Consider the following 13,801-nt stretch of genomic DNA (forward strand, 5'->3'; position numbering starts at 1 on the left):
CGCCGCTTGAGCGTCTTCCGCAGCAAGCCGCCGCCGCCTCAAGACACACGACTGATCCGGCATCAGCACCCAGGCCGGTGCCGGCAGCGAATTGCTGCATCGCTGCCTGCGCGGCGACATGTCAGCGCGGAAGGCGGGTTACGCGGCTTGCGCCGCTACCCCCCCCTACGTGACTACGTGACTGCACAATCGGCTTGATCAACCACCGTTGGCGTGCGCATCGTCTGCATGCCTGGCACAGCGCCGGCGTCTGCTTTCAAATCAGCTTCATCTGCCGCGCCGCGCTGATCGCTTGCAGGCGGCTGCTGACGCCGAGCTTGGAGTAGATGTTCTTCAGGTGAAACTTCACGGTGTTTTCGGAGACGAACATCTTGCGCGCCAGCACTTTGTTGGCGGCGCCGTTGGCGAGCAGCACCAGGAATTCCTTTTCGCGATCGGTGAGCGCTTCCAGAGGCTCGAAGACTCGTGTGGCCTGCTGCTGCGCGGCGCCGTTCGCGGCGCCGCTGGCCTGATGCAGACGCTCGAGAAAGGCCGGCACACCCGCATCGCCACGCATGCCTTCTTCTTCACGCTGAGCTTCGGCCGCGAGCATTTTCTGCAGCTGCGGGCCTTCGTCTAGAAAGGCGCGCAAAAAGCCGCGCGGCGCGGCCAGGCGCAGGGCCTGCTGCAGCGTGCGGTGTGCCTGTACTTCGCCACCCTGCTGCTGATGCGCCAGCGCCTGCAGGATCAGCAGGCGAATCTGCCGGCGCACGCGGCGGCGGCGCTGTGCGTCGTCCAGCTCGGGCGCCAGACGCCGCAGTGCTTCTTCGCCGCGATGCTCATGCAAGGCCAGACGGGCGCCGCCGATGATTTCGCATTCCAGATCCTCGGCAAAACGCAGCCAGCCTGTCGGCAGCGCCTCGCCGTGTGTGGCGCGGCTGGCAATGGCGGCGGCCTGCGCGGCATCGCCGCGCTGCAGCCAGATGCGCACGCGCTCCCAGGCGACGATGCGCACCAGACGCGGCAGCTGTGCATGGCCGATCAGCTCGGCCTCGTCCAGCAGTTCGATGGCGCGCACACCTTCGCCGCTGGCTTCGTGGATACGCGCCATGGCCACATAAGCCGCTGCCAGGAAATCATGCATGCCGGCGTTGGCAATCATGTCGTGGTAGCGGTTGAACAGATTGCGCGCGGTGTCCAGCTCGTTGGCTTCATACAGGGCCATGATGTAGCTGGATACCAGCGAGGCGGCCGACACGGATTCGTCGAGCAGGATGCGCGGCTCGGCGACGCCGCGACGAAAACATTCCAGCGCTTCCGGCAACCGGCCCTGCACCATCAGGTTCATGCCGTCCACGGCCACCGTGTAGCCCTGACTCAGACCGGCACTGGCGCGCTGGCCGTGACTGCGCGCCAGCGCCAGCGCTTCGTGCGCGCCTTCGAAGTCACCGGCGATCATCGCCAGATAGCCTTTGAGATTGCCGGCGGCGGCGAGCTGGAAGGCGACGAAGCCGTTCGACTGCGGCTGATCCAGATCGATGTGCTGCGCGATCTCGAAGGCGGCCTGCGGCTCGTCCTGCAGAATCATCAGCATCGAGCGCACCACTTGCGGATCAGCCGGATCGCCGGGCCGGGGCTGGCGTGGCATCTGTTCCAGCAGCTTGAGCACGGGGCTGAGCTTGTCGCGACGGCGCAGGAAGGCCAGCGCCCAGGCCACCTTGATCACCAGCGTCGGGCGCCGCTGCAGCTCTTCGAGCGGCACGCGGTCATACCAGCGCTCGATGGTCATCAGGTCGCCGTCCATCACCAGCTGCGTGGCCCAGACATCGAAGATGTCCACGGCGCCGCTGTAGTCGCGACAGCTGAGCGCGTGATGCAGGGCCTCGTCGTAGATGCGCTGGCTGCGATACCAGGCCGAAGCGCGACGGTGCACTTCCGGAATCAGGTCTTCGGCTTCCTCGCGCAGCTGTTCGCTCAAAAATGACGAGAACAGGGTGTGATAGCGGAACCAGCGCAGCTCGGCATCCAGGCTGCGCAGGAACAGGCCGGAGGTTTCCAGTTCCTTGAGCAGCAGCTGGCTGCCTTCGCGGCCCATCACCGCATCGCACAGCGGCGCGCACAGCCGGCTGAGCAGCGAGGTGCGCAGCAGGAATTCACGCAGGCGCGGCGACTGCAGGGCCAGCACGTTGTCGGCCAGATAATCGGCCAGCTGCGCGGGCCGCGAGCTGCTCAGGTCCTGCAGCGAGCGGCGCACCTCGGCGCGCGCCAGCGACAGACGATAGAGCTGCAGCGCTGCCGGCCAGCCTTCGGTGCGGTCATAGATGGCGTGCAGCTCGGCGGGCTGCATCGCCAGCTCCTGCGCACCGGCGAAGAAACGGCCCACTTCCTCGGGCGAGAAGCGCAGATCGTCGCCGCGCAGAATCAGCGCCTGGCGATTCACCACCAGGCGCGCCAGGCCGATGTCGGGCACCGTGCGCGAGCCGATGAAGATGCGCACGCGCTCCGGCACGTGCTCCAGCAGATTGCGGAAGAAGGCCAGCGCGGAGCGGCCGCTGAGCGTCTGGAATTCGTCGAAGAACAGCGCCACCGGCGCGCCGGCGGCGTAGAGACGGTTGGTGAACCATTCCGAGCGCGTGTTGCGCGTGGCCGCCGGGCTGGCCTGCAGCGCCGCAGGCGTCTTGCCGTCCAGCGCGCGCAGCATCGCCTCCAGATGCAGCACGAAGCGGCGCACGTCGTTGTCGGCTTCGTCGAAGCTCAGCCAGGCGCAGAGCATGCCGTGCTCCCGTGCCAGCGACATGGTCTGCTGCAGCAGGGTGGACTTGCCATGCCCGGCCGGCGCCTGCAGCAGCACCACATGCGGCGCCTCGCTACCCAGCACGCGTTCGAGAATGGCTGAACGCCGCACCGCACCCAGATACACGGGCGGCGCGTACAGCTTGTGCATGGCGATGGTATCCGCCTGATTCATCGGCGCCGCCCCTCCTCTTCAGCGCCCTAAAGTCCGCCGCTCGGCATCCTTTCCGGCACCATCATTTCCTCATTTCAGCGTTCCTGTTCCGGAACGTCATGCTTGGCTCCGCGGCCCCAGCGAAAACACGGCAGGGACTGCAGCCCTGTGGCGTCGCTGCGGCGCTTGCCGCGAGTCCCCCATCTTAGAACCTATCCGTGCATTGCGCGCACCGGCGACGGAGGTCCCAGTCAAACCGACGGGGCCGCAGGGCAAGGCGGCAGACGCGCTGCTTGGTGATTCCAAGCCAGCGGCTGCCCACGCCGCCCTGCGGCCCAAGTAGTCCACCTGCCCCCCGTCCCGCCAGGGTTGCGCCGAAAATCGCGCCTTGCCTGGCGTGATTTTCGACAGCAGCGCAGACCTGCGCAATGCACGGACAGGTTCCCAGCCACAGCGCGGCAACCTGCCCAGGTGCGGCGTGCAGACACGCTGCCGTCACGGCGCTGAACGCGAGGGACATTGCTGCGCGAGCAGTTCGCGGATGATTTCGCCCAGGCGCCAGGCGCCGCGACCGGGATAATCGCGGTCGGCAAACACCAGATACAACTCCAGATAGCGCTCCAGCCCTTCGCGCATCGGCAGGCGCTTGAGCTCGCCGCTGGCCAGTTCCTCGCGGATGGTGTCCTCGGCAAACCAGGCGAAGCCCAGGCCCATTTTTGCTGCCGCGATGGAGGTGGCCTTGTGGCTCACGGTGAGCCTTTGCGCCGCACCCAGCCAGGCGCCGGATTCGCGCGGACGGTTCTGCGCCGAATCGCGGATCACCAGCTGGCGATGGGCACGCAGGTCGCGAAAGCTCAGCTCGCGTCCCAGCTGGTGCAGGGGATGTCCGGGATGGGCGGCGGGCACGAAGCGCACGCGCATCAGGGCCTCGCCGATGAAACCCTGCGGCACATTGCCGGTGATGGCCAGGTCCACCTGCCGCGTGAGCAGGGCCTCGTCGGTGCCGCCCAGCACGGTTTCATACAGCTGGATGCGGGTCTGCGGCTGCTCCTGGGCGTAGCGTGAAAAACTCTGCAGCAGCAGCCAGGTGGGAAACACGATTTCCGCGGCGATGCGCAGCTCCGCCTCCCAGCCGGCGGCCATCTGCGCCGCACCGTGCTCCAGCTGCGCCGCCTCGGCCAGCAGAATCTGGGCACGTCGGTAGAGGATTTCACCGTCGCGGGTGAGCTTGGCCTTGCGCCCTTCGATGGCGAACACCTTCAGACCCAGCAGGCGCTCGATCTTCTGCACCGCATAACTGAGGGTGGATTGGGTCTTGTGCAGGCGCTCGGCGGCCTGCGCATAACCACCGGCTTCCACCACCGCGGTGAGCGCCCGCCACTGCTCCAGGCTGATGCGAGGCTGATCGCTCATCTTCTAATGATTCGATTGATTGGCCCGATAAATTCCGCTTTTTTATCGAATCAATCAAGAGCGTAATGGCTGCACGCACTTAAACCCGGCCCGATAGGCCGAAAGGAAACCGCCATGAGCACGCTCCTGCAGATCAATTCCAGCCTGTTTGCCGATCAGGGCCAGTCCAGCCAGCTGGCCGATGCCTTCGTGCGCCAGTGGCGCGCCGCACATCCGGACGGCCGCGTGATCGTCCGCGACCTGGGCAAGAACCCGCTGCCGCATCTTTCCGCCGAGCGCGTGCAGGCTTTCTTCACCGCGCCGGAACAGCGCGACGCCGCGCAGCAGGCGCACGCCGCTGCCAGCCAGGAGCTGATCGACGAGCTCAAGTCCGCCGACGTGGTGGTGCTGGGCCTGCCGCTCTACAACTTCGGCGTGCCCTCCACGCTCAAGGCTTACTTCGATCATCTGGCGCGCGCCGGCATCAGCTTCCGCTATACCGCCAACGGTCCCGAGGGCCTGCTGGCCGACCGCAAGCTCTATGTGTTCGCGGCGCGCGGCGGCTTCTTCAAGGGCACGGTGCTGGACACGCAGACGCAGTACGTCACGCACTTCCTCAACTTCCTGGGCATCCGCGACATCGAGTTCGTGTACGCCGAAGGCCTGAACGTCAGCGCCGAGCAGAAGCAGAAGGCGCTGGAGCAGGCGCAGCAGCAGATCGCCGCGCTCGCCGCCTGAAGTCTGAACCCCATACCAAACACTTTCGGAGCAAAAACATGAACACCTTCTTCGACCGTCTCGCGCCCTTGGGCAGCCTCGTCGGCCGCATCCTGCTCGCCGCCATCTTCGTGGGCGCCGGCGCCAGCAAGATCGGCGCGTATGCCGGCACCCAGGCTTACATGGCCAGCGCCGGCGTGCCCGGCGCGCTGCTGCCGCTGGTGATCGCCCTGGAGCTGGGCGGTGGTCTGGCCATCGTGCTGGGTCTGGCGGCGCGGCCCATCGCGGTGCTGCTGGCGGGCTTTTCGGTGACCGCCTCCCTGCTCTTCCACGGCGGCGCCGATCAGATGCAGCAGATCATGCTGATGAAAAACTTCGCCATCGCCGGCGGCCTGCTGCTGCTCGCCGCCTACGGTCCGGGCAAGCTGAGCCTGGATGCGCGCCTTGCCCGACAATAGTTCAAGCCCGAAGCTCACTACATAGCCTTTCTACGGAGCACGATCATGAGCACCCTGCGTGGTTTGCGGCACGTGATTCCCTCGATGGCCACCTCGGACGGCGCCGGCGTGAAGCTGCGCCGCTCCATCGGCAGCCAGCGCGGTCTGTATGTGGATCCCTTCCTGATGCTGGACGAGTTCTACTCCGACAATCCGGACGACTACCTCGCCGGCTTTCCCTCGCATCCGCATCGCGGCTTCGAGACCGTCACCTACATGCTCGACGGCCACATGCAGCACCGTGACCACCTGGGCAACACCGGCGATCTGGGTCCCGGCAGCGTGCAGTGGATGACCGCCGCGCGCGGCATCATCCACTCCGAGATGCCGCAGCAGAGCCAGGGCCGCATGCGCGGTTTCCAGCTCTGGATCAATCTGCCGGCGGCGGAAAAGATGAAGCCGGCCAGCTATAGCGACATCCCGGCCAGCCAGGTGCCGACGGTGCAGCTGGGCGAGGGCGTGAGCGTGCGCGTGATTGCCGGCACCCTGCAGCACGGTGACCAGCAAACCGACGGGCCGATCAGCCCGGCCGGCGCGCCGCTGTCCACCACGCCGCTGTACTTCGACGTGCAGCTGGCGCCGGGCGCGCGCTTCACGCAGAGCCTGGCGCCGGGCCTCAATGCCTTCGTCTATGCCTACGAGGGCGAGGCGCAGATCGCGGGCAAGACCCTGCCGCATCGCGCCGCCGGCGTGCTGGATGTGGGCGACACCGTGGAGCTGGTCGCCGGTGCCGCCGGCGCCCGCGTGCTGCTGCTGGCCGCGCGTCCCCTGCACGAGCCGGTGGTGCAGTACGGCCCCTTCGTGATGAACACCCGCGAGGAGATCGAGCAGGCGATTCAGGACTACCAGAACGGCACCCTGGCGCAGGCCGCCTGAAACTGCGGTTTTGCCTTGCCGAGCCGGCCTCAGGGCCGGCTTTTTATTTGCTGGAGATGAGGGCCTGCTGACGTTCACTTTGCCCGCTGTGACGGAGGCTGTTTTGGCGCAGGGCAAGGCGGCAGACGCGCCGCTGGGTGACTCCAAGCCAGCGGCTGCCAAGGCCGCCCTGCGCCACAACAGGCCCTAGTCCGCTTGGCCCATCCGCCAGTCGGCCAGTCGCGCGCGGGTGCTGCACTGCGGTAGCGACATACGCTAGGGTATGGGCATACTGACAACATTCGGGGCGCCACGGGCGCTGCCCACCCTTTTTTGATCTGCCAGGAGATTTTCCGATGCCGCAATACACTCCCCCGGTCCGTGACATGCAGTTCGTTCTTCATGAACTGCTCGATGTCGGCGCCGCCTTCAGCCAGCTGCCGCCGCATGCCGATCTGGACGCGGACACCGTCAACTCCATCATCGAAGAAGCCGGCAAGTTCGCCTCGCAGGTGATCTTCCCGCTCAACCAGAGCGGTGATGAGGAAGGCTGCACCTATGTCGGCGACGGCGTGGTGAAGGCGCCCAAGGGCTATCGCGAGGCTTACCAGCAGTACTGCGAGCAGGGCTGGCCGGCGCTGTCCTGCGATCCGGAATTCGGCGGCCAGGGCCTGCCGGAGCTGGTGAACAATGTGCTGCAGGAGATGCTCAACTCCGCCAACCAGGCCTGGACCATGTACCCCGGCCTGACCCACGGCGCCTATTCCTCGCTGCATGCCTACGGCACGCCCGAGCAGAAGAAGGTGTACCTGAGCAAGCTGGTGTCCGGCGAATGGACCGGCACCATGTGCCTCACCGAGCCGCATTGCGGCACCGACCTGGGCATCCTGCGCAGCAAGGCCGAGCCGCGCGGTGACGGCTCCTATTCGATCAGCGGCACCAAGATCTTCATCTCCTCCGGCGAGCACGACGTCTCCGAGAACATCATCCATCTGGTGCTCGCGCGCCTGCCGGACGCGCCGGCCGGCACCAAGGGCATCTCGCTGTTCATCGTGCCCAAGTTCCTGCCCGACGCCGCCGGCAAGCCGGGCGCGCGCAATGCCGTGAAGTGCGGCTCCATCGAACACAAGATGGGCATCCACAGCAACGCCACCTGCGTGATGAACTTCGACGGCGCGCAGGGCTTCATGGTGGGCGAGCCGAACCGCGGCATGCAGGCCATGTTCGTGATGATGAACGGCGCGCGCCTGGGCGTGGGCATGCAGTCCCTGGGTCTGGCCGAAGTGGCCTACCAGAACTCGCTGGCCTATGCGAAGGATCGTCTGCAGTCGCGCTCGCTCACCGGCGCCAAGCTCAAGGACAAGCCGGCCGATCCCATCATCGTGCACCCGGACGTGCGCCGCATGCTGCTCAGCCAGAAGGCGCATGTCGAAGCCGCGCGTGCGCTGTGCTACTGGGTGGGCCTGATGATCGACCAGGAGCACAAGCATCCGGATGAGGCCGTGCGCAAGGACGCCGGTGATCTGGTCGCCCTGCTCACGCCCATCGTCAAGGCCTTCATCACCGACAACAGCTTCGAGTCCACCAACCTGGGCATGCAGGTGTTCGGCGGTCACGGCTATGTGCGCGAATGGGGCATGGAGCAGTACGTGCGCGACGCCCGCATCAACCTGATCTACGAAGGCACCAACACCATCCAGTCGCTGGATCTGATCGGCCGCAAGGTGCTGCAGGACGGCGGCGCCAAGCTCAAGAAGTTCGGCAAGCTGGTGCAGGACTTCGTGGTGGCGCAGGCCGGCCGCGAAGACATGAAGGAATTCGTCGAGCCGCTGATGGACATCGGCGACAAGGTGGTCAAGCTCACCGGCGAGATCGGCATGAAGGCCGCGCAGAACCCGGACGAGATGGGCGCCGCCGCCGTGCCGTATCTGCGCGTGGTCGGCCACCTGGTCTACTCCTACCTCTGGGCACGCATGGCGCGCCTGGCGCTGGACAAGCAGGGCGAAGGTGATTTCTACAAGGCCAAGCTCGCCACCGCGCGTTACTACTTCGCGCGCATGCTGCCGGAAACCGCGAGCCTGATCCGCGTCGCGCGCGCGGGCAGCGGTTCGCTGATGGCGATGGACGCGGCGCTGTTCTGAAGTCCTTGCGGTGAAAAGGCCCGCTCCGGGGGGAGCGGGCTTTTTTTTGGAAGCGCAGAGGACACAAAGGCGCAAGGCAGCAGCACCGCGGCTGATGCGAGCCCTTGTCATGCGTATGCAGGCGGGCATCCAATGGGCGCGTGCTGGCGCGTGCAGCGCCCGATCACTGGATTCCCGCTGGCGCGGGAATGACAGAAGCTTGTCTTTGCCTCACCCCTCACGCGTCTCAGACGTGCAAGGCAATCCGCCAGATCATGGCAATCAGCACGCCCACCGTCAGGGTGATGCGCAGGTACAGATAACTGCTCATCGGATCGAGCGTGCGCTCACGCCAGTACTCGCCCACCGCCAGCAGCAGGAACACCAGGGCCAGCAGGTACAGATCCTCGGGAAACGGCAGCAGCAGCGAAATCCAGGCGGTGAGCATCATCAGCGCCGAGAACACCGTGCCGAGCATGCCGGCCGGATTTTCGATCACCACCAGCGCCAGGCCCCAGAACGAGCCGGCCATGAAGGCGGCGATCATCGCCGCATAGCTGAGCCAGGCGCGGTCCAGCCACACCGGCGCGGTCTGCGGCGAGAGCGTCAGCCACAGGGGGGCTGCCATAAACGGCAGCAGTCCCGCATAACCCAAGAGGTACAGCAGTCGCGGCAAACGCATGCGCTTGGCACTCCAGGCCCTGATGCCGGCAGCCTAGACCGTTCCACCGGCCGCCGTCAGCCCCGGCGACGGCCGGTCATCCGACCGGGATGCAGGGTCGGTCGGGGCGGCGCTTCAGCCGAAGCGCGCGTCGGCCACGAAGGGATTGCTGCGCCGCTCCTCGCCGAAGCTGGAGACAGGTCCGTGACCGGGCACGAAGCGCACCGCATCGCCCAGCGGGAACAGGCGCTGACGGATCGAATCCAGCAGCTGCTGGTGATCGCCGCGCGGAAAATCGGTGCGGCCGATGCTGCCGGCGAAGATCACATCGCCCACGAAAGCCAGCTGCGAGGGCGCGTGGTGGAACACCACATGGCCCGGCGTGTGGCCCGGGCAGTGCAGCACCTCCAGCTCCAGGTTGCCGACGCGGACGCGATCACCGTGCTGGAGCCAGCGCGTGGGCTCGAAGCTGCGCGCCGGCGGGAAGCCGTAGCGCGCGGCGGCGTCCGGGAGACCTTCGATCCAGAAGCGGTCGCCTTCCTGCGGACCTTCGATGGGCAGCTTGAGTTGTTCGGCCAGATCGGCGACGCCGCTGGCGTGATCCAGATGGCCGTGCGTGACCAGCAGCTTTTCAAGGGTCACGCCGTGGTGTGCGGCGCGCGCCTGCAGACGCTCGATCTCGCCGCCGGCATCGATCAGCGCGCCGCGCAGGGTCTCGGTATCCCAGATCAGGGAACAGTTCTGCGCAAACGGCGTGACCGGAATGATTTCGCACTGCAGGGACATGAGCGGCTCGGGCTATCGCAAGTTTTGGAACGCGAATTGTATCGCCGGCACAGGCCGCCGCCTCAGGACCACTGGCCGTCACGGTAGTACCAGCGCCCTTCGATGCGCTCGAAGCGGCTGCGCTCCTGCAGGCGCTGCGCGCTGCCGCCGCCGACGCGATAACGGGCGATGAATTCCACCTCGGCGGCATCCTCGGCCAGCGCGCGCTGCGCGAGCACCCGCAGGCCCAGCCAGCGCGTGCCGGGCGCTTCGGCCGGCAGCTGCGCCGGGCGCGTCTGCGGATGCCAGCTGGCCAGCAGATAGTCGCCCAGGCCCAGCGCATACGCGCTGTAGCGCGAGCGCATCAGCGCCTCCGCGGTCGGTGCCGGCGTGCCGGCATGCAGCGGCGCGCAGCACTGCGCGTACTCGCGTCCGGACTCACAGGGACAGCGCGTGAGCGGCGCGTCGGGTTTGCGGCTCAAGGCAGCGGGTGGCCCAGGCCGCTGTACACACAAAGGCCCGCCGCCGCGACCAGCACGATGAAGCTCAGCAGCGTGCCGAGGAAACGGCCGGGCACGAACTGCTCGGCAAAGCTCAGCGCATAACCGTGCAGCACCCGCGCCAGCAGCAGCGTGGCCCCCAGGGCATGCAGATAGGGCGCGCTCAGATGCGCGCTTTCCAGCAGCGCCAGCAGCAGCAGGATCAGCGGCACGTATTCGGCGAAATTGGCGTGGCCGCGGATGCGGCGCAGCATCAGCGGATTGCCGCCATCGCCGAGATTGATCTTCTGGCTGCCGCGCGCGGCCACCACGCGCCAGCTCAGCAGCATGAACAGGATGCCGAGCAGGCCGGCATAGAGTGTGGTGATGGGCATGTCCTTCCCCCTGGATGGTTGATGCAGCGAAATGCGGCGCGCCCGGGCGGCCTCAAGGCTTGCGCAGGATGATGCAGGAACTGGGCGTTCCGAACAGAAAATGCGGCCCGCTGCGACGCAGCAGCTGCAGGCCCTGCGCGCGCAGAAAGCCCTCGTACTCGCGCACGTGGCGGATATCGATCAGCAGCAGCTGCCCGCCGGGCTTCAGCACCCGCAGCATCTCCTGCAGCGCGCGCTGGCGCTGCTCGCCTTGGGGCAGGTTGTGCAGGGTCCAGCTGCTCAAGACCAGATCGAAGGACTGCGCATCGAACGGCAGCTCGCGGGCATCGGCGGTGTGCACCTCGACGCGCCCCGCCACCTGTTCCAGCCGCGCATTGCGCAGCGCCGACTCCGGGCGGTTGCGGCCCGCCTCGCGCTCGCTCCAGACGTCCACCCCGATGGCTTTTCCGCTCGTCAGACGCTTGGCGGCGCCGATCAGCATCAGGCCGTGGCCGCAGCCGATATCCAGCACGCTCTCATCACCGCGCCAGGGCAGGGCATCGAGCAGCTTGTCGCGCAGCCGCAGCTTGCCGCTGCGACTGCCCCAGAGCAGCAGCCCGGCGGTGGCGACAAACAGGTAACCCATCGCGCCCAGCGCAGGCGCGGTGCTTCGCAGCGCGAAGGCAGCGTGCACCGGCAGCAGCGCCGAAATGGCGGGCATCGCGAACTGCACGACCAACAGCACGGAACCAAGGCTCAGGAAGCGCCGGATCGCCTCCGGGGCGTCGATGCCGTAATCGGGTTTTTCTTGAGTCTCTGAGGAGGGTGACAACGCCATGTCCGCAAGCTTGCACCAGATCTGTGACACAGGACCAGCCGTCGCCGACCACGGCACTCAAGAACGGGGCTTTACCTTCCGCTATCAAACCCGGTGCCAGGGTCTGTCGACATTTACTTTGTCCGCTGCGTTGCTGCCGCAAATCGCGCCAGGCAAGGCGCGAAACGCAGGCCTTGGTGGTGCCAAGGCCAAGTTTCGCAACGCCGCATGGCGCGATTTGCGGCGCAACCCTTACGGGACGGGGCCCCAGGTGGACTACTTGGGCCGCAGGGCGGCGTTGGCAGCCGCTGGCTTGGAATAACCAGGCGGCGCGTCTGCCGCCTTGCCCTGCGGCAAAACGACCTCCGTCGCAGCGGGTAAAGTGAATGTCAACAGACCCTAAGCCGGTCAAGCGAGTTTTTCATGCATGCCATTCCCCAATCCACTCATCTCGAAGACCGTCGCCACGAGGCCGGCGAGCCGGGCCTGCCCGCCACCGCGCATGCGCCGGCCGACGACGGCCTCGCCCAGCTGCTGATGCAGCTGGACCAGCTGGCGACCGGCGGCTGGCCACAGGCGCCGGTACACCCGCGCCTGCAGCCCTTGCTGGAACGCCTGGGCAGCGCGCGGCAATCCGAGCAGTTGCTGGCGCAGCTCACCGCGCGCCTGGCGGCCTGCGATCTGGACCTCAAGCCCGATGGCGAGCTGCGCAATCTGCCGCAGCTGATGCAGCTGAAAACCGGGGTCGGCAATATCGCCGAGGCGATCCGGCAGGCCGTGACCCTGAGCAGCGCCGTGACCCGGGAGGCACCGCAGATCGCCACGGAAAACGCCGAGCTGAGCCATCAGTCCGAACAGCAGGTGCAGGCGGTCGAAGCGCTCAACGAGAAGACCGCAGCCTTGACCGCAGCGCTGAACAAGGCGGGCGAGGAGCTGCAGCAGCTGCTGTCCCTGGCCAACGAGGCCGAGCAGCGCGCGGCCAGCGGCGGCGAAGTGGCCGAGACCCTGCGTCAGGCCATGGGTGAAGTGGACGCCAAGGCCGCGCAGATCAACAGCGTGATCGAGGTCATCGACTCGGTGGCCTTTCAGACCAACATCCTGTCCATCAACGCCGCGATCGAAGCGGCGCATGCCGGCGAGGCCGGACGCGGCTTCGCGCTGGTGGCCGGTGAAATCCGCGGGCTGGCCAATCGCACCGCCAGTGCCGCGCGTGATGTCCGCGGCCTGATCGAGCAGACCCGCAGCGCCGCCGGCGCCGGTGCGGCTTCCGCACAGGCCACACGCGGCGCGCTGGGTGATCTGGGTTCGCTGCTGCAGCGCACCGCCAGCGCCATCCGCAGCGCCGGCGAGACCATGCAGCAGCAGGGCCGCGAGGTGCACAGCATGGAAGCGACGCTGAGCGAGGTGGCACAGCTCAGCGCGCACAATCTCGAACGCGCCGGCAGCATCCAGCAGCGCACCGAGCAGCTCAAGCTCAACACGGAACAGCTTGCCGACTGCATCCAGCTGTTCCGTCTGCCGGCCGACCCGCTCAGCGAGCCGCGCCATGCCCGGGCCTGCGAGGCCGCGCAGCTGACCGCCGCGCGCATCGGCGCAGCGATGGATGCAGCACTCGCCCAGGGCCTGATCGAGGCCGAGGCCTTGTTCTCAAGACAGTACGAGCCCATCGCCGGCACCGATCCGCTCAAGCATCACAGCGCTTTCGACGCTTTCTGCGATGAGCTGCTGCCGCTGCTGCAGGAGCCGCTGCTGGAGCAGCACACCTGGATGGCGTTTGCGATCAGCGCCAACCGCGATGGCTATGTCCCCACGCACAATCTGCGTTTCAGCCAGCCGCTCACCGGCGACCGCGCCCGCGATCTGGTCGGCAATCGCACCAAGCGCATCTTCAGTGATCGCGTCGGCCGCACCGTAGGCGCACATGAAGAGGCCTACCGCCTGCAGGTCTATCGCCGCGACACCGGCGAGATCATGTTCGACATGTCGGTGCCCATCTACGTCAACGGCGAGCACTGGGGCGGGTTTCGCATCGGCTACAAGCTGGGCTAGTCAGGCGTGATGGCGGCATGCCCCGCCGGGCTTTGCCGCTGATTGCTGCCTGTGCTGCTCGATCTATTGCCTCTTTCGACCGCCCTGCGGCGGCGGAAGAAACCAATCGATCAAGAGACAGGCGAAGCCAGAAGCGGCAAAACCAGACC

The 13,801-nt window shown here is 66.9% G+C and carries 12 protein-coding genes; 5 read left to right on the forward strand and 7 right to left on the reverse strand.

Annotation, left to right across the window (positions count from 1 at the left end; genetic code table 11):
• Positions 1-256: 256 nt before the first annotated feature.
• Both BMY12_RS18125 and BMY12_RS18130 read right to left on the reverse strand, forming a co-directional pair.
• Positions 257-2,947 (reverse strand): winged helix-turn-helix domain-containing protein, encoded by a 2,691-nt coding sequence (locus BMY12_RS18125; RefSeq protein ID WP_093289250.1) that lies wholly within the window; start codon positions 2,945-2,947, stop codon positions 257-259.
• Positions 2,948-3,421: 474 nt separating this feature from the next.
• Positions 3,422-4,339, reverse strand: coding sequence for a LysR family transcriptional regulator (locus tag BMY12_RS18130; RefSeq protein ID WP_093289252.1), 918 nt, complete (start codon positions 4,337-4,339; stop codon positions 3,422-3,424).
• A gap of 114 nt (positions 4,340-4,453) precedes the next feature.
• On the opposite strand from BMY12_RS18130, the gene BMY12_RS18135 reads away from it, so the two are divergent.
• The 4 genes from BMY12_RS18135 to BMY12_RS18150 all read left to right on the forward strand — a co-directional run bounded on the left by BMY12_RS18135 (position 4,454) and on the right by BMY12_RS18150 (position 8,528).
• A complete protein-coding gene (locus BMY12_RS18135) occupies positions 4,454-5,056 on the forward strand; it encodes an FMN-dependent NADH-azoreductase (protein ID WP_093289253.1) in 603 nt (200 codons plus the stop codon).
• Positions 5,057-5,094: 38 nt separating this feature from the next.
• A complete protein-coding gene (locus BMY12_RS18140; RefSeq protein WP_093289255.1) occupies positions 5,095-5,493 on the forward strand; it encodes a DoxX family protein in 399 nt (132 codons plus the stop codon).
• A 45-nt stretch (positions 5,494-5,538) separates the two neighbouring features.
• Positions 5,539-6,408, forward strand: coding sequence for a pirin family protein (locus tag BMY12_RS18145; RefSeq protein WP_093289256.1), 870 nt, complete (start codon positions 5,539-5,541; stop codon positions 6,406-6,408).
• 335 nt (positions 6,409-6,743) lie between these two features.
• Positions 6,744-8,528 (forward strand): acyl-CoA dehydrogenase C-terminal domain-containing protein, encoded by a 1,785-nt coding sequence (locus tag BMY12_RS18150; protein WP_093289257.1) that lies wholly within the window; start codon positions 6,744-6,746, stop codon positions 8,526-8,528.
• A gap of 226 nt (positions 8,529-8,754) precedes the next feature.
• Here the strand turns inward: BMY12_RS18150 and BMY12_RS18155 are convergent, their stop codons facing one another.
• The 5 genes from BMY12_RS18155 to BMY12_RS18175 form a co-directional block, all read right to left on the reverse strand.
• A complete protein-coding gene (locus BMY12_RS18155) occupies positions 8,755-9,189 on the reverse strand; it encodes a DUF3429 family protein (RefSeq protein ID WP_093289259.1) in 435 nt (144 codons plus the stop codon).
• A 114-nt stretch (positions 9,190-9,303) separates the two neighbouring features.
• The gene (locus tag BMY12_RS18160) at positions 9,304-9,954 is read right to left on the reverse strand and encodes an MBL fold metallo-hydrolase (protein WP_093289260.1); all 651 of its coding nucleotides are present in this window, start codon (positions 9,952-9,954) and stop codon (positions 9,304-9,306) included.
• A 62-nt stretch (positions 9,955-10,016) separates the two neighbouring features.
• The gene (locus tag BMY12_RS18165) at positions 10,017-10,415 is read right to left on the reverse strand and encodes a YchJ family protein (RefSeq protein WP_093289262.1); all 399 of its coding nucleotides are present in this window, start codon (positions 10,413-10,415) and stop codon (positions 10,017-10,019) included.
• Complete coding sequence (locus BMY12_RS18170) at positions 10,412-10,807, reverse strand: MAPEG family protein (protein WP_093289263.1); 396 nt, start codon at positions 10,805-10,807, stop codon at positions 10,412-10,414. The genes BMY12_RS18165 and BMY12_RS18170 overlap by 4 nt, the downstream gene beginning before the upstream one ends.
• 52 nt (positions 10,808-10,859) lie before the next feature.
• A complete protein-coding gene (locus BMY12_RS18175; protein ID WP_177189067.1) occupies positions 10,860-11,618 on the reverse strand; it encodes a class I SAM-dependent methyltransferase in 759 nt (252 codons plus the stop codon).
• 408 nt (positions 11,619-12,026) lie between these two features.
• Here BMY12_RS18175 and BMY12_RS18180 point away from each other — a divergent pair, with 408 nt between their 5' ends.
• Positions 12,027-13,652: a methyl-accepting chemotaxis protein gene (locus BMY12_RS18180; protein WP_093289266.1), complete on the forward strand. Its 1,626-nt coding sequence runs from the start codon at positions 12,027-12,029 to the stop codon at positions 13,650-13,652.
• The last annotated feature ends 149 nt before the right edge of the window (positions 13,653-13,801 follow it).

The organism is Solimonas aquatica (genome assembly GCF_900111015.1).
Classification (GTDB): Bacteria; Pseudomonadota; Gammaproteobacteria; order Nevskiales; family Nevskiaceae; genus Solimonas; species Solimonas aquatica.

Coding starts and splice junctions, on each gene's coding strand:
- BMY12_RS18125 (WP_093289250.1), bottom strand. CDS start 2,947: ATGAATCAGGCGGATACCATCGCCATGCACAAGCTGTACGCGCCGCCC.
- BMY12_RS18150 (WP_093289257.1), top strand. CDS start 6,744: ATGCCGCAATACACTCCCCCGGTCCGTGACATGCAGTTCGTTCTTCAT.
- BMY12_RS18160 (WP_093289260.1), bottom strand. CDS start 9,954: ATGTCCCTGCAGTGCGAAATCATTCCGGTCACGCCGTTTGCGCAGAAC.
- BMY12_RS18180 (WP_093289266.1), top strand. CDS start 12,027: ATGCATGCCATTCCCCAATCCACTCATCTCGAAGACCGTCGCCACGAG.
- BMY12_RS18140 (WP_093289255.1), top strand. CDS start 5,095: ATGAACACCTTCTTCGACCGTCTCGCGCCCTTGGGCAGCCTCGTCGGC.
- BMY12_RS18145 (WP_093289256.1), top strand. CDS start 5,539: ATGAGCACCCTGCGTGGTTTGCGGCACGTGATTCCCTCGATGGCCACC.
- BMY12_RS18135 (WP_093289253.1), top strand. CDS start 4,454: ATGAGCACGCTCCTGCAGATCAATTCCAGCCTGTTTGCCGATCAGGGC.
- BMY12_RS18130 (WP_093289252.1), bottom strand. CDS start 4,339: ATGAGCGATCAGCCTCGCATCAGCCTGGAGCAGTGGCGGGCGCTCACC.
- BMY12_RS18155 (WP_093289259.1), bottom strand. CDS start 9,189: ATGCGTTTGCCGCGACTGCTGTACCTCTTGGGTTATGCGGGACTGCTG.
- BMY12_RS18170 (WP_093289263.1), bottom strand. CDS start 10,807: ATGCCCATCACCACACTCTATGCCGGCCTGCTCGGCATCCTGTTCATG.